Origin of the sequence: Acinetobacter sp. RIT698, assembly GCF_009668065.1 — a bacterium.
Taxonomy (GTDB): Bacteria; Pseudomonadota; Gammaproteobacteria; order Pseudomonadales; family Moraxellaceae; genus Acinetobacter; species Acinetobacter guillouiae.
In genome coordinates this window covers 1-21571 of the sequence record NZ_WJYH01000062.1, presented here as the reverse complement: position 1 = coordinate 21571, position 21571 = coordinate 1, and the positions used below count along the sequence as shown (strand labels likewise).

Annotated in this window: 19 protein-coding genes; 5 read left to right on the top strand and 14 right to left on the bottom strand. The window is 37.6% G+C overall.

Annotated elements, in window-relative coordinates:
* The 4 genes from GJV03_RS19215 to GJV03_RS19205 all read right to left on the bottom strand — a co-directional run.
* The coding region (locus GJV03_RS19215) for a hypothetical protein (RefSeq protein ID WP_154130865.1) at positions 1-337 on the bottom strand (337 nt) is incomplete at its 3' end.
* Between the two features lie 127 nt (positions 338-464).
* Positions 465-593: a hypothetical protein gene (locus tag GJV03_RS21910; protein WP_267965702.1), complete on the bottom strand. Its 129-nt coding sequence runs from the start codon at positions 591-593 to the stop codon at positions 465-467.
* A gap of 94 nt (positions 594-687) precedes the next feature.
* On the bottom strand, positions 688-3462 hold the full coding sequence (locus GJV03_RS19210) for a pitrilysin family protein (RefSeq protein WP_154130864.1): 2775 nt from the start codon (positions 3460-3462) through the stop codon (positions 688-690).
* A 150-nt stretch (positions 3463-3612) separates the two neighbouring features.
* Complete coding sequence (locus tag GJV03_RS19205; protein WP_154130863.1) at positions 3613-4443, bottom strand: PhzF family phenazine biosynthesis protein; 831 nt, start codon at positions 4441-4443, stop codon at positions 3613-3615.
* A gap of 187 nt (positions 4444-4630) precedes the next feature.
* Between GJV03_RS19205 and GJV03_RS19200 the strand changes: the two genes are divergently transcribed.
* Positions 4631-4960, top strand: coding sequence for a hypothetical protein (locus tag GJV03_RS19200; protein ID WP_151802511.1), 330 nt, complete (start codon positions 4631-4633; stop codon positions 4958-4960).
* A 203-nt stretch (positions 4961-5163) separates the two neighbouring features.
* Here the strand turns inward: GJV03_RS19200 and GJV03_RS19195 are convergent, their stop codons facing one another.
* Entirely contained in the window at positions 5164-6555 is a 1392-nt protein-coding gene (locus GJV03_RS19195) for an L-cystine transporter (protein ID WP_154130862.1), read from the bottom strand.
* 196 nt (positions 6556-6751) lie between these two features.
* Between GJV03_RS19195 and GJV03_RS19190 the strand changes: the two genes are divergently transcribed.
* From GJV03_RS19190 to GJV03_RS19180, 3 genes are all read left to right on the top strand, one after another.
* The gene (locus GJV03_RS19190) at positions 6752-7327 is read left to right on the top strand and encodes a flavin reductase family protein (RefSeq protein WP_105714505.1); all 576 of its coding nucleotides are present in this window, start codon (positions 6752-6754) and stop codon (positions 7325-7327) included.
* Positions 7328-7582: 255 nt separating this feature from the next.
* Positions 7583-8767 carry a YbfB/YjiJ family MFS transporter gene (locus GJV03_RS19185; RefSeq protein WP_154130861.1) on the top strand — a complete coding sequence of 395 codons (1185 nt, stop codon included), beginning with the start codon at positions 7583-7585 and terminating at the stop codon, positions 8765-8767.
* Between the two features lie 335 nt (positions 8768-9102).
* Complete coding sequence (locus GJV03_RS19180; RefSeq protein WP_154130860.1) at positions 9103-10461, top strand: nucleobase:cation symporter-2 family protein; 1359 nt, start codon at positions 9103-9105, stop codon at positions 10459-10461.
* A 102-nt stretch (positions 10462-10563) separates the two neighbouring features.
* Here the strand turns inward: GJV03_RS19180 and GJV03_RS19175 are convergent, their stop codons facing one another.
* The 4 genes from GJV03_RS19175 to GJV03_RS19160 form a co-directional block, all read right to left on the bottom strand.
* A complete protein-coding gene (locus GJV03_RS19175) occupies positions 10564-11793 on the bottom strand; it encodes a lipase family protein (RefSeq protein WP_154130859.1) in 1230 nt (409 codons plus the stop codon).
* Positions 11794-12253: 460 nt separating this feature from the next.
* Positions 12254-13480 (bottom strand): prolyl oligopeptidase family serine peptidase, encoded by a 1227-nt coding sequence (locus GJV03_RS19170; RefSeq protein ID WP_151957032.1) that lies wholly within the window; start codon positions 13478-13480, stop codon positions 12254-12256.
* Positions 13481-13699: 219 nt separating this feature from the next.
* On the bottom strand, positions 13700-14578 hold the full coding sequence (ubiA, locus tag GJV03_RS19165) for a 4-hydroxybenzoate octaprenyltransferase (RefSeq protein WP_151957033.1): 879 nt from the start codon (positions 14576-14578) through the stop codon (positions 13700-13702).
* Positions 14579-14595: 17 nt separating this feature from the next.
* Positions 14596-15093, bottom strand: coding sequence for a chorismate lyase (locus GJV03_RS19160; protein WP_151957034.1), 498 nt, complete (start codon positions 15091-15093; stop codon positions 14596-14598).
* Between the two features lie 266 nt (positions 15094-15359).
* Between GJV03_RS19160 and GJV03_RS19155 the strand changes: the two genes are divergently transcribed.
* Entirely contained in the window at positions 15360-16901 is a 1542-nt protein-coding gene (locus tag GJV03_RS19155; protein WP_154130858.1) for a DUF4139 domain-containing protein, read from the top strand.
* An 80-nt stretch (positions 16902-16981) separates the two neighbouring features.
* On the opposite strand, the gene rnk is transcribed toward GJV03_RS19155, so the two are convergent.
* The 5 genes from rnk to GJV03_RS19130 all read right to left on the bottom strand — a co-directional run bounded on the left by rnk (position 16982) and on the right by GJV03_RS19130 (position 21380).
* The gene (rnk, locus tag GJV03_RS19150; RefSeq protein ID WP_154130857.1) at positions 16982-17389 is read right to left on the bottom strand and encodes a nucleoside diphosphate kinase regulator; all 408 of its coding nucleotides are present in this window, start codon (positions 17387-17389) and stop codon (positions 16982-16984) included.
* Between the two features lie 265 nt (positions 17390-17654).
* Positions 17655-18908, bottom strand: a complete 1254-nt coding sequence (glyA, locus tag GJV03_RS19145) for a serine hydroxymethyltransferase (RefSeq protein WP_004721949.1) — start codon at positions 18906-18908, stop codon at positions 17655-17657.
* Between the two features lie 160 nt (positions 18909-19068).
* Entirely contained in the window at positions 19069-20295 is a 1227-nt protein-coding gene (locus tag GJV03_RS19140) for an alpha/beta fold hydrolase (protein WP_154130856.1), read from the bottom strand.
* Positions 20296-20699: 404 nt separating this feature from the next.
* Positions 20700-20906 (bottom strand): hypothetical protein, encoded by a 207-nt coding sequence (locus GJV03_RS19135; protein ID WP_154130855.1) that lies wholly within the window; start codon positions 20904-20906, stop codon positions 20700-20702.
* A 144-nt stretch (positions 20907-21050) separates the two neighbouring features.
* Positions 21051-21380 carry a hypothetical protein gene (locus GJV03_RS19130; RefSeq protein WP_154130854.1) on the bottom strand — a complete coding sequence of 110 codons (330 nt, stop codon included), beginning with the start codon at positions 21378-21380 and terminating at the stop codon, positions 21051-21053.
* Positions 21381-21571: the final 191 nt, after the last annotated feature.

The following is a 21571-nucleotide window of genomic DNA, read 5'->3' as shown; positions in this document are numbered from 1 at the left end:
GTAAAGCTAAATCATTTAATTTAATTTTTTCGACAATTTTTCTTAATTCATCATTCGACCAATATGTTGATGAATCAGAACTTGAAGAAACCCATTTTAATAATTCAAATATTTCATCGTGACAAAAATTATCTTTTTGATAATTAATTACTCTAGAAATAATATTTTGTTTTCCAAAATCTAATACCCTATATTCTAGAACTCCTTTAAATACTAATTCATATCTAACCTCACAATCTATTCTCACAAATAGTGTAAGGATATCCTCTTTATTATCAAAGAATACCCCTTCAACTACTCCATCATGAATTATTTTTAATAAATTATTTAAACTCATAAATAAACCTAATTTCACCTAACATATTTATCTTTATCAGGGTCATAAGGTCTTCCAGTACCTCTAATAGGCTTACCTGTAGCACTTCTTTCCCAATCGCGTACATGTGGAATATCTGAATCATAATCTATATCCAAAGCTCTCGATTGATCATGTGCTTGATCAGCATAGATATCGGCTTCATTAAGTCAGGACTAGGAATAAACTGTTCTAATTGTTGTTCCGAGATACTCAGTAAATTTCCAAGCATTGGCATTACCATGGCTCATTTTCATTGATCTTGTATCGTTATAAAACAAAAAGCCATACAAATGTATGGCTTTCCTTGAGTGATTCAATAATTTAAATCATCAATTTAGATTTTTCTGAGCTTGACCATATTGGTCAGCCATCACTTCAACCAATTGATCAGGTTTAATATACTTCTTAATCACAGCATCCACATCTGCTTTGGTCAATTGAGCAAACTCTTGATCTCTTAAAGCACGACTATCCATTTTCTTATTGCGTTCAAGCTGGCTGTTTAACATACGATGAATCACACGCTCATCTTCTAAAGACGTCACACGTTGCTTCATGATATTGGCTTTAGCCGCTTCCAACTCCTGACTGGTTACTCCAGTCGCTAATAAGTCATTCAGCACTTTACGCACCACTTGCGATACTTCAGCAGATTTCCCTGCTGTGTAATTGGCTTCGATCGACAATGCACCTGCTTCATTAAAAGAGTCCAAGTTTAATTGACTACCAAAGCCATAAACCAACGCATTTTTTTCACGAAGCTCTTGTCCTAAACGAGAAGACAATTGCGAGTCACCCAAAATATAACTAAAGACAATCAGTGCTGCGGCATCTTTATTGTCCACACCTACAGGCAAGGTCTGCAAAGCTTGATAACTGCCAAACTCACGTTGTTCTGAAAGGGCATGCACTTTCTGCGCTTTATACGTGGTAAATTCTGTTGATAGACGCTGATAAGGTTGTTTAGCTGACCAATTTCCAAATTGTTGCTCAAGTAACTTCTTGATCGGTTTTGCATCATATTGCCCAGTGATAGAAATAAAGGCATGGTCCATTGCAAAGTATGTTTTATATAAATCGACAACTTGTTGGTTGGTTGCTGCTTGAATCTGTTGTTTAGCCAGTTCTGGTTCAAAATGATAACGTAAATCACCCGGCTGATAGGTTTCAAGTAAGCGTGCAATGGTTAAAGAGGATACTGTTTCAGGCTCAGTATATGGTCGATCCAAACTAGATAAGCTTTGTAATTTAATTAAATCAAATTGCGATTGTTCAAATTTAGGGCTCTTCATCACCGACACGATATATTTAAAGAACTCTTCAAATTTTTCTTTTTTCGCTGAAATTTGAATGGTAATCCCGTTATCCGATGCAGTCGCAGTTGCTCCACCACTTGCTTCAATAGTTTTATCTGCAATGTTCTGTAAACTATATTGCTCAGAAGCACGTAATAATAAATAAGCCGTAAAATCGAGGATTTGTGCCTTATTCATTAAAGATTCAGCTGTACCAAAATTGACCTCAATGGTTGCATAGGTTTTATCATCACGTGTCGAGGTTGGGAATAAAGCATACTTCATTCCATTTTTTAAAGTGCCACGTTGAATCTTTTTCTCTGTTGCAGTTAAATATTGTTTCGATTTTTCAACATATTGAGCAACTTCAGCTTGATAAACACTGACATCTTTTAACGGTTCTACTGCAGCAGCTTGTTGATCTAAAGTTTTTGGTTTTTCAGCAGCTTGCTTTTGCTCCAAGGCCTTTTTCTGATCTTCAGGTGTCGGTTGAATATCACCATTAAAACGGTGCTGCTCAGTTAAAAATGCTTTTAAAGTTGCATTAGTTTCAGCTACGCTTAACTTTTGAATGGCCTGTTGATCTTTAAAATATTGTGCCCAATTGCCATGCGATGACACCACATAATCACTCAACATACCACCGACAGCAGCGGCACTTGTCAATAAACTTTCATTGGCATTCTGGATCAGATTTTTAACTCGTTTTAATTCAACATCATCAAAACTTTTATTTTTTTCTACACCGGCAATTAACGCACTGTCAATTTTTTGGGCATCATGGTTTGGCGCATATATTGCTCCCATAAATACCAAGTTAAAATCATCATCTAACCATGTTGTTGACTGGACATTGGTCGCGACGCCAGTTTCTACCATGCTGGAATATAGATGACCACTCGGTTGTAAGGTATATAAATATGGCGCAAGTGCTAATACCGGCTGAATTTTTTCATTCTTACCATTCATATAAATATTGAATTTGGCAAGATCACTGCCCTTTTTCACCACAAAATTACGATTTTTTATGGTTGAAGAATCAAGTAAAGGCACTGTTGCTTGTTGAGGAATCTTACGTGCAGCAATTGCACTAAAGTTTTTATCAATCGCTTTTAAAACTTCTGCTTTATCAAATTTACCTGCAATCACCATCACCGCATTATTCGGTGCATACCAGTCTTTATAGAATTTGTTCAATTCATTCATTTTAATTGACTGTAGATCAGCAAGATCACCGATCGGTAAACGACCTAATGACTTGTTGCCGTAGGCTGCTTTCCACATTTGATCCATCAGCACAGCAAAAGGCTGATCCATACGCACTTCGCGTTCACGCATCACAATATTGATTTCTGAAGGAACGAATTGTTCTTGAAGCACCAATTTGTCCATACGTTGTGACTCTAAATAAATCACTTCGTTTAAGGTATTTTGGTCTGGACGTACAATATTGGTATATTTAGTCGAATAATAATCGGTACTGGCATTGGTCATTAACGTATATTGATCTAAACGGCGTTGAAATTCTTCGCCTTTTACATCTTGTGTGCCTTTAAACGCTAAATGTTCAAGTAAATGTGCAAGACCACCTTTGCCTTGTGGATCATTTAATGAACCAGTCAAATAAACCGTATTCATAAAGACTTTACTTTCTTTATCATTCGGTGCAAGTAAAACTCTAAAGCCATTCTCTAGCTTATATTCTTCGATATTATGTTCAGATTTAACAAGGATGGCTTGAGCAAAACTAGACGCACTAAAACCAAGAATACAAAGCGACAAGGTGAGTTTTTTCAACTGCATGAGCATAGGAGAATCCAGAATTTTTTAAATTTTAAACAGTTATAAGCTAAACATCTTAAGAAATTCTGAACAAAATTTATAGTAAAGTTTTGAAAAAAGAGCCGTTTATTTCAACGGCTTTTGTAATGATTTGAACATGTCTAGCTTAAAATCAATTTAAATAAAAATCTCAGCTTGCATAAATAACTGCGCATAGCCTGAAATTTCTATACGTTGACTGTCCTGAATATCACAAAACAATTTTCCACCACGCGCTGATGCTTGATAACCGATAAGTTGTGTTTTACCCAGCTTTTCAGCCCATAAAGGCGCTAAACCAGTATGCATTGAACCTGTTACAGGATCTTCATCTATCCCTTTATGCGGGGCAAAATAGCGAGCCACATAATCATAATCGTTTGAAGCTGCGGTAATGGTCACATCATAGCCTGCAGACTCCGCAGTTAATGCGGTACTCACATGATATTGTTCTGCAATTTTTCGGATATTGGGTAAGTTTGGTGTTGCATTTATCACGTCTTGTGCAGATTCACAAACTAGAATATAAGCTTGCGCATTGAGGTAGACTTCTTTAAAAGGCTGATCAATGACATGATTCAATAATTCTGGATAATCGATCACTTTTTGCGGCTGACGAATCGGGAAATTCATCTGGATCTTTCCATCCTCAGCTTGCTGGATGATAAAAATACCCAAATCTTTAACATGAAAATGAATCGTCTTCGCTTGGGTATAATCTTTAAATAAAACGAAAGCTGAAGCTAAGGTTGCATGTCCACAAAAATCGACTTCAACCTGTGGGGTAAACCAGCGAATTTGATAATTTTCATCATCAATGCGTTTTACAAAAGCAGTTTCTGCCAAATTATTTTCTAAGGCAATATTTTGCATCAAAGCATCATCCAGCCAGTCATCTAAGACCAATACAGCAGCAGGATTGCCCTTAAACAATTGTTGTGTAAAAGCATCAACTTGGTACATTTTCATTGTCAAAACTCCTCATTTTAATCTATTCTAAGTGATACTAAAAATGATTACAGATACAGTCTATGTTTTAAAATGGTTACAGTTAAAACTCTAGCTTGATCGTATTGACCATTTAAAATACAACTGTTTTATAGATTCATTTGAAGTTTATAACCTTTCCTAGATCAATAATTATGGAATAAGCACGATGAAAATAAGCATAAAACTCCAAAGCGTCGTTATAAGTAGCCTAATCCTATGTTCTCCACTGACTTTTGCAGCCGATACCATTTGGATTGCTGGAAGCACACATAAAGGGACAGTGACCGTACCGATAGAGAATGGCCCTAATGTGGTTTGGAAATGCGATGGTACTGTATGTCGGATGTCTGGTCCTTGGGGCAATCAACTTTCAATAGACTCATGTCAAAGTTTGGTCTCCCGAATTGGGAAAATCACCTTCTATAAAAATTCTGCTGGAAAAATTTGGACAAAAAATTCAAAAGAATTGGCTGAGTGCAACCAAGCAGCAAAGTAGAACATTTTAGCGCCAGCAGGCCATCATATTTATCAGAAATGTGATCGTGATAAACTGCTATTTATAGTCGTGAATACTTTGCCTTGTTTTAATTAATATGCGTTTAATGAATCAGAGTATGTTTGATAAACTTTAGTTGAAAAAAAACACCTAAATGTAATTTAGGTGTTTTTTATGGCATTTAAATAATATAGAAAAAAGGGTTAACTATGTTTTAACTCTTCTCTCTCATCTGAAAGCAAGATGCTTTGATCTGTCTGCCCCATCAATTGACTGGTCACAACACCTGCAGTCATCGAACCATCAACATTTAACGCGGTACGCCCCATATCAATCAAAGGCTCAATAGAAATCAGTAAAGCTACCAAAGTCACAGGTAAACCCATAATCGGTAAAACAATCAGTGCAGCAAAGGTTGCACCACCACCGACACCTGCAACCCCAATTGAACTTAAAGTCACCACACAAGCTAAAGTTAAAATCCAGATCGGATCAAGTGGATTAATCCCCACTGTTGGGGCAACCATCACCGCAAGCATCGCAGGATATAAACCCGCACAACCATTTTGTCCAATCGTTGTACCAAATGAAGCAGAAAAACTGGCAATAGACTCAGGCACACCCAAACGGCGAGTTTGTGCTTCAATATTTAATGGAATACTTGCCGCACTCGAACGGCTGGTAAAAGCAAAGGTCAATACAGGTAAAACCTTTTTAAAGAATCGGATTGGGTTAACACCTGTCAGCAGTAATACAATTGCATGTACCGCAAACATGATGGCTAAACCCAGATAAGAAGCAACCAAGAAACCACCGAGATTAACAATGTCAGCGGCTTTAGAACTTGCCACAACTTTCGTAATCAAGGCAAATACACCATAAGGTGTAAGCGTCATCACCAATCGAACTAACTTCATCACCCACGCTTGCAAAGTATCAATTGCAGTGACGATACGTTGGCCTTTTTCGGCATCATCTCTGATCAGGTTAAGCCCTGCCAAACCGAGCATCGTAGCAAAGATCACCACACTAATGATTGAGGTTGGATGTGCCCCAGTGAGTTCAGCAAATGGATTTGTCGGCAAAAAAGATAAAATAAAATCAGGTACATTTAAGTCTGTGACTTTACCAATATATTCAGATTGAATTGCTTCAAGACGTGCTGTTTCCTGTGTCCCCTGTACAAGACCAGCAGCACTTAATCCAAATAGATTGACCACAAACACGCCAACCAAAGCGGCAATAAACGTGGTGATTAATAATGTACCAATACTAAAAATACTAATCTTGCCTAATGAGGATGCATTATGTAACTTAATCACAGCACTCAGGATCGAGACCAGCACTAATGGCATCACTACCATTTGCAAAAGCTTAACATAACCATTTCCAACGATATTAAACCATTGAATAGACTCGGTTAAAATTTCAGAATTTGTACCATAAACCCAATGTAATCCTAGCCCAAATACCACACCTAAACATAAACCGGCAAACACTTTTTGAGCCAGACTCCAATCTGTCTTTCTGGTTTGCATCAGCAGTATGATCAAGGCAATGAATATGACAATATTCAAAATGAGCGTATAGTTCATTCGAGTTCCAATAGTTTTGATCGTTTTATTATAAGCTTATTGTGAAATATCCAATAGTCTTTAGCATTTTTTGATATTTAAGTGTTGTTTTCGCAACATGCACTATTAATAATAAAAACATCACCTTAGCGCGCTCATGAATTTTTTGTATAAGCTTATACAAATAAAGACTAACACCCAGAATATAGGCCATCTCATGAATTCACATATCCAAACTGTTGAACTTTCTAAGGCTTATCGCCTGTTAAATCACGGTCCAACCGTGCTTGTCTCAGCCCAGTATGAAAACGAAAAAAATGTCATGGCAGCAGCTTGGGCTTGTGCATTAGAACTTGTGCCTGCCAAAGTGAGTGTGGTTTTAGACAAAAGTACAAAAACTCGTGAACTAGTTGAAAAGTCAGGTCATTTCATCCTACAAGTACCGACACTCAAACAACTTAAGCTGGTACAACAATTAGGCTCAATCAGTCAGTTTAATGATCCTGAAAAACTCTCACACTGCCATACGCCACTTTTCCAATTTGAGGGATTTCAGCTCCCTGCGGTTGAAGGCTGCGCGGCATGGTTGATCTGTGAACTGATTCCTGAACCGCATAATCAACAAAGCCATGATTTATTTATAGGCAAAGTCGTCGCTGCGTATGCGGATGATCGTGTATTTCGCAATGGTCACTGGTATTACCATGAAGTTGGCGCTGAATGGAAAAGCCTACATCATGTTGCAGGTGGACATTACTATACGATCGGAGACCCTGTAGATGCCAATCTATAGGCTTAATCCTTACGAAATTTGCTTGTCGATGGGCCAATCTGTTCTAAATCACGTTTAATTCATAATTGTTCAATGATCTAAACAGACTTAGCCCTTGATATTAATCATACTTATCGCAGAGTAAACTCCGATTTTACCAACTGGTTAAGTTATGTGGATAAGCCCTGATTATTCCCAAACTAAATACTGATTATTTATTGTCATTTTTTTAAATTCACCTTAAGGTGAATTAACGGAAAATGGATAATCTGCACAATGACCAAGATCGGATCGAATAAAATTCAGCTGAGTATCTTTCTATGCCTGTGTATGTGTTTAGGCATTGGCATTCTCCGATTTTCCTATACTGCATTATTGCCCTCTACCCGTCTTGCTTATCATTGGGACTCCAGTTTTGCCAGTATATTAAGCAGTGCAAATTTGTTGGGGTATTTAATTGGTGCATTTTGGGCAATGAAACTGCCTCAAAACTTTACCATGCCTCGATATATCATTTTGGCGGCATTTTCTGGAACGGTGAGTTTACTCAGTTGTGCTTTTTCAGGTCTTCCCGAAAGCTGGTATGTCTTTTGGCGTGTCATTTCTGGCATCAGTGGTGGCTTATTGATGATTCTAGCACCCAGTATCGTTGCACATTGCAGCAAACCTGAAGAACGTTTAACCATCAACTTCATTGGCTTTAGTGGTATTGGCATTGGGGTATTATTGGCAACCCTGTTTTTGCCTTATCTCGACAGAATCAACACACAATCTGCATGGATGATTTTATTTGTATTATCTGCTGTTATTTGTTTGATCATTGTTTATTTACTCAATCTGTTTAAAGATCATCTAGATCATATCAGCGTAACAAACAATCAAACGGGGGCAGTCAATGGTATGTATTTTAGTTTGCTGATTGTCTATGCTTCAAGCGCTTTTGCCTATGTTCCCCACTCATTGTTTTGGATTGATTATCTTAAAAACACCCTACATCTTAATCTATATCTAATTAACTTGAATTGGATTTTGTATGGTTCAGGCAGTGCCTTAGGTGCAATCAGTGCTTACTTACTGGCACGAAAATTTGGCAATTTTACCGCATTAAAAATATTATATAGCCTATATGTCTTGGCAATCTTTATTGCTATTTTTTCAACCCATCCAATCCTTACCTATACCTCATCCTTTTTTACAGGCTTGCTTAATCCTGCTGTGGTTTTCCTTACTTCATATACCATTTTACACCTTTATCATGTGGCCTATAAAAAACTATGGAGCATAGCGACATTAGCTTTTGCTGTAACTCAATTGGTTGGTGGAATCTGTTTTAGTAGCTTGCAACATTGGGGTGTTTCCTATCATCAGCAATTTATACTTGCCTCAGGTGTACTCGCTGTAGGTACAGCACAATTTTTTATCTATTCTATAACCCATCAAACACAACTGCATAAAAGCTAAAATAAATGATCATGTTGCGTGAATCATATTGCTATTAAAAACTTCTCCTCCCCTTCGAAAAAGATCAGGATGAGGGTGCTTTATCTTAATCTATGCTTTAAAAAAGGACAGATGAAAGAAGCCTAGTGCTTCGTTTTAGAATCGCGCCAATCTAAACACGCTAAGCTTTATCCACCGTAAAATAATCGGCTTTGCACAAAGAAATAATTTAAATATCAACCTCAAACACATAAGTTTTAGCTTTCACTTAAAGCACTTTTCTCACAGTTATTGACCATTTGGCATATAAATTGCTCTTTGTAATGCAGAGATGGCAAAGTCATAAAGGTTTTAAGATGAATACTGAAATTAAAAAAATTCAACCTGAAGATGAAGTTTTAAGTGCGGGAAAGAACCTGACATTTGGTTTACAGCATGTACTCACCATGTATGGTGGTCTGATTGCAGCACCTTTGGTCGTAGGTACGGCGATTGGTCTAAATGCAGCTGAAATTGCCTTATTAATTACGGCATCTATTCTTGTGGGTGGTTTGGCAACATTACTACAAACGCTTGGACTAAAGTGGTTTGGTGCAAAACTTCCAATTGTACAAGGCACTTCATTTGCTGCTGTCGCAAGCATGATCGCGATTGGTACAACTGGGGGAAATATCCAAACGATCTTCGGTGCTGTCATAGTCAGTTCTATTTTCGGGATATTGATTACTCCCTTTTTCTCAAAAATAGTGCGTTTCTTTCCACTGATTGTGACGGGTTCAATTATTACCATTATCGGGATTTCACTTTTACCTGTTGCAATCCGCTGGATTATGGGCGGTAACCCTAAAGCACCCGAATGGGGCTCACTAGAAAATATAGGGATTGCAGCCTTTACCCTCGGCGTACTACTTGTGGTGAGTCGCTTTGGTTCAGCTACAATGGCGCGCCTAGGCGTACTCATCTCAATTATTGTTGGTGCAATTTTTACCATCCTGCTTGGTGTTGCCGACTTTTCAAAAGTGGGCAATGGTGATTTATTTGCTTTCCCACATCTATTTGCTTTTGGTCTACCGAGCTTTGAAATGTCCGCGATCTTAACCATGTGTATCGTGACCATCGTAATCCTTACTGAAACAACAGCCAGCCTATTAGCGATTGGTGAAATTGTTGATACAAAAATGGATAGTCATCGTTTGGCAGATGGTTTAAGAGCAGACATGCTATCTTCTGCGATTGCGCCATTATTTGGTTCATTTATGCAATGTGCTTTTGTCCAAAACGTGGGGCTGGTTGCCATTTCAGGTGTTAAAAGTCGTTTTGTCGTAGCAACGGGTGGTGCTATTTTAGTTGTACTGGGTTTATTACCGATTTTCGGACGCTTAATTGCTGCGATTCCGATGCCTGTTTTAGGTGGCGCAGGTATTGTTTTATTTGGTAGCGTTGCAGCAAGCGGTATTCGTACATTATCTAAAGTGGATTATCAAACCCAATCCAATCTTATCATTGTTGCTGTGTCGATCTGTGTCGGCTTAATTCCTTTAATCAGCCCTGATTTCTTTCATGCATTTCCCAAAGTATTCCAAACTTTATTTCATTCAGGAATAAGTGCGACATGTATAGCAGCAGTATTACTCAATATTTTCTTTAATCACCTTTCATTTGGTAAAAAATCTGTTCGATCTTCGGTCAAAAATGTACAAACGGCCATACATTGAGATAAAAAAAGCAGAGCTTTAATAAAAACTCTGCTTTTTTACTTACGACGCTCTATTTAACCGCCAAGAAAAGCAAATGACTGCATGCTTTTCTTAAAACCATTATTTTGTGGTTGGCATATGCTGTTTAATAAAGGCAACCAATTCAGGATTTTTTTCAACAATCGCTTCAATATGGTTAGCTTCATCTACAAGTAAGAACGTCACATCTGTACCCATATTTTTTAAATCTTGCTGTAATTTTTCAGTCACTTGATAAGGTACTGCCATATCTAATTTACCCTGAATAATCATTACTGGGCTATTAATTCTCTTGGTTGCAGGTTGGTTCTCAGCTAAGAATTTTTTTACCGTCGGATTTTGTTGGAAAGTATCAACCAATGCAGGATAGTCTAAAACGGTTTTGCTAGGATTTTTAACAATATAATCACGAATATCATCGGAAAATTTCTTATGTAAGTCATCGAAACATAAGCCATTTTCACCTGTTGAACCTTCAGCCTCTGCAGCAATATCTCTTGAACGCTCTTTAAAAACTTCTCGATAATTAAACTTAGGCTCACTTGCTGTTATACCCACAGTAGCATAAGCAGTATATGTCAATAATTCTGCATAAACATCAACCGCCGTAGCCACCTTCCCATCTAGAAGAAGTCTTTGAATTGCTTGTGGCGCAACGACAGAAATAATATCACCTAAACTTGAGGCAGGTGCGCCTGCGACAGCACCTTTGTAGTTGGAGTCGGTATTGGAAAGCTCAGCAGTTCCTAAAGAACCATGCCCACCCTGCGATTGTCCGACAGACATCCACTGACCATTAATCTGATTACCATAGCGCTCTTTATATGCTTTCACTGCATAAATCGCTGAATTTGCTTCACTCTTTAAATTTAAATACGGATGCATACCTGGTGTGCCCAAGCCTTCATAATCAGGGGCAATGATGACATAACCTTCATTTAATAGGCTTTGCGCCATATTTTTAAATCGTGGGTTAAATTTATTTCGACTTGGCGCACAACTATCACCCACACCGACTGTACCATGCTCCCAAACCACAACTTTCCAACCATCAGTAGGTCGTGTTGTTTTGGGGATGAAAACCATTGCTGTGGCTTTTTTGGTTTCACCAAGTACATTTGGCATATTATAAGTCATGACTTTGACTGATGTAGCCTCATTGATTACATCTAAATTATATGTATTTTCAGATACATAATTCTTATTTGAACCCCAGTTATTCCAGTTATTATCGTCATCATTACATGCAGTTAAAAATAATACTGAACCACAGGTCATTGCCAATAATGTCCGTTTAAATAATGCTTTCATTACTAAGTCCTCAGTTTTTATTGTTTGAACAACTCCGTGTTCAAGCTACTAATTAAACATAAAAAAATGTATCTTGCTAGGATACTTTTAACCAAATAGTAAAATAATATATAGATACAAATGCTTATCTTTAATTTAAATTCGCTTAAACCAAATTCATACAATAGAAACGCCAGCACCAGTCATTCAACCATTCCACGAATTACGCAGAAATACATCATTGTGAATCATAGAAATAGCTCAAAAAATGTGATCTCGAATGCCAGTTGAGATAAATAACGATCATGCTTTATAAATAGCCTTGATCAAAAGCCAATCAAATCTTCTATAAAAGTGTATAAATGAACATATATAAATACAAAAAAGCAGAGCTTCAATGGAAACTCTGCTTTTTATAAAAGGTCACTGACAATTTTAACTATAGATAAAACCAAGTGATTTGATGATTTTCTAAAAACACTTATTTCGTAGTTGGCATATGTTTTTTAATAAACTCAACCAGTTCAGTATTCTTCGCTATAATCGCTCCAGTATGATTCGCACCTTCCACAGCTAAGAATGTGACATCTGTTCCCATTGCTTTTAAGTCTTTTTGTAATTTATCTGTGACTGTATAAGGCACAGAGGTATCTTCAGTCCCCTGAATAATCATCACAGGCGTATTAATTCTTTTCGTTGCAGGTTGATTATCTGCCAAGAATTTTTTCAAGGTCGGGTTCTCTTTGAAATTATCGATTAATCCTGGATAATCTAAAACAGTTTTTCCTGGATTATCATTAATATAACTTTTAATATCACCAACAAATTTAGTTTTTAAATCGGTAAAGCATAAACCGTTCTCCCCTGTTGAACCTTCAGCCTCTGCAACAATACTTTTTGAACGCTCTTTAAACACATCTCGATAGTTAAACTTAGGCTCATAAGCGGTCACACCGACTGCGGCAAAAGACGTATAGGTCAATAATGTAGCAGATACATCAGTTGCGGCATCCACCTTTCCATCTTTAAGTAGCTTTTGAATCGCTTTCGGTGCAACATCAGCAATGATATCCCCCAAACTTGAGGCTGGTGCGCCTGCCACAGCACCTTTATAGTTGGCATCACTATTGGAAAACTCTGCCGTACCTAAAGACGCTTGTCCGCCCTGAGATTGCCCGACTGACATCCATTGACCATTGATTTGATTACCATAACGCTCTTTATATGCTTTCACTGCATAAATTGCTGAGTTTGCTTCGCTCTTTAGATTTAAATATGGGTGCATACCTGGCGTGCCCAAGCCTTCATAATCAGGTGCGAGAATCACATAACCTTCTTTTAATAGACTCTGTGCCATTCCTATAAATCGATCATTAATTTCATTTCTACTCGGTGCGCAACTATCACCCACACCTACAGTACCATGCTCCCAAACCACTACCTTCCAACCATCAGTAGGTCTCTTGGTTTTTGGAACAAAAACCATTGCTGTAGCTTTCTTAGTTCCACCGAGTACATAGGGCATATTATAGGTCATGACTTTGATTGATTCAGCCTCAGGCATGCGACCTAAATTATAGGCACTCTCAGACACATAATCTTTATTTGAACCCCAGTTATCCTTGTTATCATCATCATTACATGCAGTTAAGAATAATGCTGAACCGCAAGTTATTGCTAATAGGGTTTGTTTAAATATTGCTTTCATTACAAATTCCTCAATTTTTTTATTGTTTGAACAGCTCCGTGTTCACCCTTAATTAAGCACAAATAAATGCGTCTTGCTACAATATTTTTTAATAAAACAGAGGAATATCTCACATTTATAAATTATTATTTTTCTTTATCTAGTGAAATTTCATCAATATTTCGTATTATTATAAATACAGATGAAATTTCAAAATTGGTTTATTTTAATAATTTAAATTCAAAATAATGCAATAAAAATACCAACAAAGATAATTAAACCGACCCAACGGTTATGTCTAAATGCCCAAAAGCATAATTGTGGATCTCGCGCTTTGGTTTTAGACCATTGGTAAATAAAATCAGCAACAACCAATAACAATGCAATCAAGCCAAATGGAATCAATATATTTTCTAAATACAATGCTGTACCAATCAACAATACACTGGTCAATTGCAATAAAGAGATAATCTGAATATCGTATTTTCCAAAAAGAATAGCAGTTGATTTCACGCCAATTTTTAAATCATATTCACGATCTGTAATTGCATATTGGGTATCATATGCCACCGTCCATGCTAAATTGCCAAAATAAAGCAACCAACAGGTCCAGTCTAAAGGTTTTCCCATTGCGGTAAACGACATCGGAATACCCCAAGAAAATGCCATCCCTAAGACCACTTGTGGTAAATGGGTATAACGCTTCATAAAGGGATAAATAAAGGCGAGGACTAAACCTGCAAGCGCACAGTAAAAAGTTGCGATCGGTAAGAAAAATAAAGTACACGCACTGGCAGCCACCAAACCCACAAACACCCAGACTGCTTCTTTGGCTGAGATCACCCCAGTAGCCAGTGGACGATTTTTAGTTCGTTCCACATGTGCATCAACTTTACGATCAGCAAAATCATTGATCGCACAACCGGCTGCGCGCATAAAAATTGTCCCTAAGACCATTGCAACCAGTGTCACAATATCGGGGATACCTTCTGCAGCAATCCATAATGCCCACATGGTCGGCCATAAAACCAATTCTGTCCCAACTGGTTTATCAAAACGACACAGATAATAATAAGCTTCTAACCGTTGTTGCCAAGTGGTGTGTTGCGCGATCGACATGACAGTCCTTCAATACTCTATTTTGAAATATGCTGTTGTTGCAAAAATTGCTCAAAGGCAGGTAAAAAAGTTTCTTGAACAATAAATTTACAACCATGCCAAGTATAACAACTTTGACGTGTCCAACCTTCTGCTAATTTTAAAACACGCCGTTCACACAACGGATTGGTACGTTGAAATAAAAATTTTCCGATCGGCCTGGTTCGAATATGCTTAAACAAACGTGCTTTGCCATGGATACTGAGAATGGGAAAAATACTTTTTGCTTTTACCCATGGCTGTGCATCGCAACCAAATAAGTAACTTTCACGTACCCATGAGGTATGTTGCTGTGGCATTAGCATCCATTGACTATCCAGCACACTCATTCTTTGATAATGCTCTTGAATCGGTTGAACTTTAAAAACACCACCCGCGACATCAGTCAACTGCTGAGTCAACGAACCTTGTGCATACAACCATGTTTTTAATTCAGGAGGAAACGTCTTATCCCGTATTGTGCATGATTGTTTCAATGTTCAGCCCTTCAAATTTTGGATGACTTAGTGTAACTGAAATTTTTTGTTTTGTTTAAATTGATCGTCTGAATCCTAAAATTGAATGAACAATCCATCAAAAATAAAAACAGGGAAACGAGAGATTCAAGTGAAAATTAAGATAACTTTATTTCATCAACTTCGCAGCAACTGGTTTTCTCTTTTAATCACTATTTTGATTTGTATCACTTTCTGCTACATTTTAAATATTAACACTGATCTCAGGTATTTTAGGGCCTCGCATAATGAATATAAAAACAGCACTACAACTCAGCATTTTATGCATTCCTTCAACATATAGCTTTGCACTTAACTTATCCAATTCACCGATTCAACAAGTCACACTGTATCCTACACTGGCAAAAATTGAACGAACCATCCCTGTACAAGCAGGAGAACAACTCGTTACCCTGAATGGTCTTGCGGCTAACTTCAATATCGATCAACTGCAATATCAAAGTAGCAATATTGAAGTCAATGCGGTTTCGCATACAGATAGCGCACTGGATAAACCTGCTGGAAATGAGTCTTCTCAATTGCGCAATAATATAGAGGATATTAAAAAGAAAATTTCTGAACAAAACTCAATTATTCAAGCGGCTGAATTACAAAATAAGTTTTTAGAAAATGTCATTAAAGGCTCTGCGCCAAAAGTACGTAAACAAGCCTATGAGGCCTTTATTGCCATTGATCAAGCCAAGACAGAAAAAGAAAAGTTACAACAACGTTTACAAGAGCTTGAGCAAGACTTAAATGCCATTGGCGACAGCGAGTTTAACCAACGTACACTTAAATTTTATGTCAATGCACCACAACGTGGTGAAATTAAAATTAGCTATATGGTGCCTTATGCACGCTGGCAACCGATATATAAAGCTGAATTAAACACCCAAACCAAGCAAATCAAACTCACCCGTATGGCGATGATTGCACAAAAAACTGGGGAAGACTGGAACAATGTTAAATTGGCATTGTCCACAGCAACACCACAAAACTACGTTCAACAAGTTCAACCACAACAATGGTGGGTCAACTATTACGAACCAGAACCTGTACGTCCAATTTATCCAGTTGCACCAGCACCTATTGCGATGGCTGAAATGAGTTATGATAGAAAGTCGACAGCCGCAGTCAAAAAAGCACCCCCGCAATTCCCACAGTTTCAAGCAGCTGATTTAAATTTTAGTACTGAATTCCGTTCAGAGACCAAAGCATCTATTCCCAGCAGTCAACAACAAATCTATTTACCTTTAAGCACTGAACAATACGCAGCGAAACTTTCAGTTTGGGCGATCCCGAAACAAAGCACTCAAGCCACAATTAATGCTGAAATTTCAAAACTTGATCAAAATTGGCCTTCTGGGACTGTAAAACTATATCGTGATGGCGACTATATTGGGCAAAGAGCTTGGAGCAATAGCGCAGATGAAGCACTTCAAATGAGCTTTGGTACAGATGATCAAATTCAAGTTAAAGTGACTGATTTAACCGACAAGAAAAATCCAGTCAAAGGTACTCAATCGGAAACCATCCGAAAACAGCAATATTCAGTGCAAAACTTACATAGCTACCCAATTCAAGTCACGATTTTTGAACCTGAACCACAAAGCCAGAACGGTAAACTCAGCACTCAATCGACCTATAATATCCCACCGACTGCAACACAATGGAATGGACAACCCAATATCAACCAATGGCAAATCGATTTAAATCCAAAACAGATTTATAAATTAGATATTCAACACCAATTTAAGTATCCAAGCAAAGGAAGAACTTCAGGTTTTTAACTTTTGTTTTTTATATAAAATTTAGCCCAGTCATGACTGGGCTTTATTTAAACAGGTAAATTTTATCTCTTAAATTTTTATTAGAGATAATCGCCTTCTCTTTCAGGCTGATACAATATTTTTTCAATTTTAACTTTCATCAAATGACCATCAGGCTGTGGCCATTCAATTTCCTGTCCTTCAGCCAAGCCAAGAATTGCAGTACCTACAGGTGCAACCACATTGACCTGCCCTGCCTCACCACGAAAATCATGCGGATAGACCAAGGTAATTTCTGTTGCTTCCGTTGAGGGTGCTATGGTGATTAAAACCTTTGCATTCATGGTCACCACATTGGGCGGCATATCTTGAGGCGCAACCACATCTGCTCGTGCCAATTCCTCTTCTAAATGTTGCATCGTCACAGTCAATTTCGGCTGATGTTCCAACATCGTTTCTAAGCGATGTAAATCTTGTTCTGAAATAATAATATTTGGTTTACTAGCCATGTGCCTAATTCCTTCGATCTTTCACATCATTTGGGTATAGCAGCGATGTTTATAATAGGTCTGTTGACATTTCATAAATGAATTAAGCCACAAGCCGAAAATTACAGCATGTAACCTATATGTCGGAAACGTGAAACGAAGTATCAATAAACTCCCATAATCTACTTCTTTTATAACAGATATTTACTTCGGTGTTTAAGCTTTTCAACTTATTCAACAACCATAAAAAAAGCCCCCTTGAGAGGAGGCCTTCTCAAGTTAATGCTTATTTAGCATAAACGGGGAATTTTGCACAGACTGTTTCAACTTTCGCTTTCACCGCATTGATAACAGCTTCATCACCTTTTGCATCGAGGATATCCGCAATCCAACCTGCCAAGTCGCGAACTTCAGCTTCACCAAAACCACGTGTTGTTACTGCTGGCGTACCGATACGGATACCTGAAGTAACAAATGGAGAACGTGGATCATTTGGTACAGCATTTTTGTTTACAGTAATATGAGCAGCGCCTAACCAAGCATCAGCATCTTTACCTGTTACATCTTGCTTAATTAAAGACAACAAGAATAAATGGTTTTCTGTACCACCAGATACAACATCATAACCACGTGAAATCAACACTTCAGCCATCGCTTTAGCATTTACCACCACTTGTTTTTGATATTCTTTGTATTCAGGCATCATTGCTTCTTTAAAGCAAATTGCTTTTGCTGCTATAGCATGAACCAATGGACCACCTTGGTTACCTGGGAATACAGCAGATTGAAGCTTTTTCTCAATTTCTTCGTTTGCTTTTGCAAGGATTAAACCAGAACGTGGACCACGCAAAGTTTTGTGCGTAGTCGTGGTTGTTACATCAGCGATTTGAACTGGGCTTGGGTATACACCTGCGGCAACTAGACCAGCAACGTGAGCCATATCTACAAATAAATAAGCACCAACTTTATCCGCAATTTCACGGAAACGTTGCCAATCTACAATTTGGCTATATGCAGAGAAACCTGCAACGATCATACGTGGTTTATGCTCTATAGCTAAACGCTCAACTTCTTCGTAATCAATTTCACCAGTTTCTACGTTTAAACCATATTGAACAGCATTATATGATTTACCAGAGAAGTTGACTTTAGCACCATGGGTCAAATGCCCACCATGTGCCAAGCTCATACCTAAAACAGTATCGCCTGGGTTGAGTAAAGCAAGATAAACTGCTGAATTTGCTTGAGAACCTGCATGTGGCTGAACATTTGCATAGTCAGCACCAAATAATGCTTTAGCACGATCGATCGCCAATTGTTCGATCACATCAACATATTCACAACCGCCATAATAGCGCTTGCCAGGGTAACCTTCCGCATATTTGTTAGTGAGTTTTGACCCTTGTGCTTCCATAACAGCTGGTGAGCAATAGTTTTCAGATGCGATTAACTCAATATGAGCTTCTTGACGGGCATCTTCTTGAGTGATTGCTTGAGCAATTTCTGGATCAAATTCAGAAATAGAGATATTGGCGAACATTAGCGAGGTCCTATGAATTAGGGCTTTTAAGCCGTGCTAAGATTGCGCGTATTGTAGCATGAAGTTTGTAATTAAACAGAATCAAGTTTGCTCCGTTTTAAATAAAAATGACTCATGTTGAAAACATAAGCCATTTGCTCAAATCTACAATTTAAAATAGTTATTGTGCTGCAAACATTCCTTTTACATCAGCTACAATATTGTCGATATTTTCAGAATAGGCTTTACCATGATCCCAAGTTGGTTCGGTAATGTAATGCACCTGCGTCGCCAGTGCTTTCGCCGTACCATATAAGGTATCTGTTGCTGCTTTCGGTACAGTGGTATCAGCGCCACCTTGATAGATGATGATAGGTGTTTTAACTTGAACTTGTAGAGGTTGCGAATCTTTCTCTAAGAAAGTTTTAACGGCTGGCAAAGACATAAAGGTATCAGTTGTTCTTGGATAGTTTTTCAATGATCCATTCACAGCCACATACTGTGCCATTGCTCCACCAAATTGCAGGCCAAGACCAGTGTAACAAACAGATTCGGCATTCTTTGCAATCGCATCTGTTGGTACTTTAAACACCTGACTATAATCTAAAGTTGGGTTTGCATTACGTAAGCCTGCCGCGATCAGAGCGGTAAATGTATCCAATGATGCATAGACTGGAATTTGTTGTGTTGGTGGTGCATTTGCAACTGATAATTGCCCCGCATTTAAAATTAAACTCAATTGTGAAGCAGGCGCGACAGCAACGGTACCTTTATAATCTAAATTAGCACGATCAGCATATTGTGCAGCACCTAAAGCAGCTTGACCACCTTGCGAGTGTCCAACAGTCACCCATTGTTTCGATGCTTTGTTACCTAACCAATTACGGGTTGCAACCACAGCATCTGTAATCGAGTAACCTTCACTTTTTACATTTAAGAATGGATGGAGTTCAGTTCCACTCGGCTCGCCTAAACCTTCATAGTCTGGTGCAACAACCACATAGCCTTCCGCAAGGAATTTAGAAATCATTTTTTTAATATCATCATTCGTCGCATTACGGCTTGGTGCACATACATCAGCGACACCTGTTGTACCATGCGCCCAAACTACGATAGGCCAACCTGAAGCTGGTGGTGCAGTTTTAGGAGTAAATACCAATGAGGTTGCTTGTACTTCAGTTCCCTTCACCCCTTTCATTTTATAGGTCATCACTACACTATCTGCCGCCACCGCAGAAAAATCTGTCTTGGTATATGCTATAGGTGTGCCAACAACAGGGTTTGCAATAGTGTTTAGATCCGTATTTGAAGGTGATTCATAAGAATTTCCCCCACTACCACCGTTATTACATGCGGATAAAACCAAACCTGAACTTAGAATTAAAATTGATAATGCATTTTTTTTCATGTGACTTATTCCTTAAAGCACAATTTTTTTAAAGTTATATATACGGCTGAGCGCGTATAATTCTTTCATAAATACGTCAAAAAAATCTGTTATACAAGTTTTTTTCTTATTATTTTTTAAACATTATTCAATAAATTAAAATGTGCGTCTTCTTTCAAAATAGAAAGCAAAGCAACAGCATTTTTTTAGCCTTATGATGCCAATATCAAAATTTAAATTTTTCAAAAACTAAATTTTTTATGTTTAAAATCAAATATATAATTATTAATAAAATCTTTTCCCAAGCTACAGCTTATTTTGACTCTCATTTTATTTCCAACTTATGTCTTATCGCAACAATAACGGTCATCCTCTATAGAAAACATTGAAGAATCATGCGAAGTATAAATAGTAAGATCAAATAATCATTTTTCTAGCAATTGCCTGTTAGTATCCGCTCCCCCTTGATAAATAATAATCGGGGTTTTTACTTGCGTTTGTAGTGGTTGTGAATCCTTTGCCAGAAATTGCTTTACGATTGGATTATTTTTAAAGCCTTCTTGTTTACGCGAAGAATAACCTTTTAAGCTCAATTCATTTGCAGCCGAATATTGTGATATCGATCCCAACATAAATTAAAAACCCAAATCAAAAAGACAAAGCTTTTCTGCTTGCTCAGCAGTTTTATCTGTTGGTGACTTAAATATTGTACTGTTTACAGGCTCATTCGGATAACCGAAGTCGTAACTAATTCCTCTGTACTCGGCGCACAATTATCAACAATCTTCATGACACCATGCACCTAAACCTATCGGCCAATCTTCAGTTAACGGTGCACTTTCGGAGTTCAATAACATTATTGCTTGCCTTTCTTTTCTAGTGACGTCTTTCATTTTAGACGTTATTACTACTGTCTCAACTACATTCAGTGGAAAAGTATTATCTTTAATATCATATGGTATTGGTGTAATCACCACTGGATTTTGGATCTGGTTTATATCTGTATTTGAATTCATGGATAAATTATCGCCATGGTCATCTCCACCACAGGCAGTTAAAAATAGAGGGGATCCAACCAACATTATTGAGAGTAAATTTAATTTCATTTGATTCATCCTTGCATATAATAATTTTTATGACTTCAGTACCAACAAATTCAATTTGCCAACTCTAATTAATGGAGCACCAGCCACAAGCATAATGAATGTTTATTTTTACACTTACATCACATTGTGCGTTTATTAAGCAGCGCTTCGTTATAATTATGCGAAAAATTATATTTAGCAAGTGGAATTTA

Bases quoted from the DNA above. Each gene is read 5' to 3' on its own strand.
- GJV03_RS21910 (WP_267965702.1), bottom strand. From the start codon at position 593: ATGCCAATGCTTGGAAATTTACTGAGTATCTCGGAACAACAATTAGAA.
- GJV03_RS19210 (WP_154130864.1), bottom strand. From the start codon at position 3,462: ATGCTCATGCAGTTGAAAAAACTCACCTTGTCGCTTTGTATTCTTGGT.
- GJV03_RS19205 (WP_154130863.1), bottom strand. From the start codon at position 4,443: ATGAAAATGTACCAAGTTGATGCTTTTACACAACAATTGTTTAAGGGC.
- GJV03_RS19200 (WP_151802511.1), top strand. From the start codon at position 4,631: ATGAAAATAAGCATAAAACTCCAAAGCGTCGTTATAAGTAGCCTAATC.
- GJV03_RS19195 (WP_154130862.1), bottom strand. From the start codon at position 6,555: ATGAACTATACGCTCATTTTGAATATTGTCATATTCATTGCCTTGATC.
- GJV03_RS19190 (WP_105714505.1), top strand. From the start codon at position 6,752: ATGAATTCACATATCCAAACTGTTGAACTTTCTAAGGCTTATCGCCTG.
- GJV03_RS19185 (WP_154130861.1), top strand. From the start codon at position 7,583: ATGACCAAGATCGGATCGAATAAAATTCAGCTGAGTATCTTTCTATGC.
- GJV03_RS19180 (WP_154130860.1), top strand. From the start codon at position 9,103: ATGAATACTGAAATTAAAAAAATTCAACCTGAAGATGAAGTTTTAAGT.
- GJV03_RS19175 (WP_154130859.1), bottom strand. From the start codon at position 11,793: ATGAAAGCATTATTTAAACGGACATTATTGGCAATGACCTGTGGTTCA.
- GJV03_RS19170 (WP_151957032.1), bottom strand. From the start codon at position 13,480: ATGAAAGCAATATTTAAACAAACCCTATTAGCAATAACTTGCGGTTCA.
- ubiA (WP_151957033.1), bottom strand. From the start codon at position 14,578: ATGTCGATCGCGCAACACACCACTTGGCAACAACGGTTAGAAGCTTAT.
- GJV03_RS19155 (WP_154130858.1), top strand. From the start codon at position 15,360: ATGAATATAAAAACAGCACTACAACTCAGCATTTTATGCATTCCTTCA.
- rnk (WP_154130857.1), bottom strand. From the start codon at position 17,389: ATGGCTAGTAAACCAAATATTATTATTTCAGAACAAGATTTACATCGC.
- glyA (WP_004721949.1), bottom strand. From the start codon at position 18,908: ATGTTCGCCAATATCTCTATTTCTGAATTTGATCCAGAAATTGCTCAA.
- GJV03_RS19140 (WP_154130856.1), bottom strand. From the start codon at position 20,295: ATGAAAAAAAATGCATTATCAATTTTAATTCTAAGTTCAGGTTTGGTT.
- GJV03_RS19135 (WP_154130855.1), bottom strand. From the start codon at position 20,906: ATGTTGGGATCGATATCACAATATTCGGCTGCAAATGAATTGAGCTTA.
- GJV03_RS19130 (WP_154130854.1), bottom strand. From the start codon at position 21,380: ATGAAATTAAATTTACTCTCAATAATGTTGGTTGGATCCCCTCTATTT.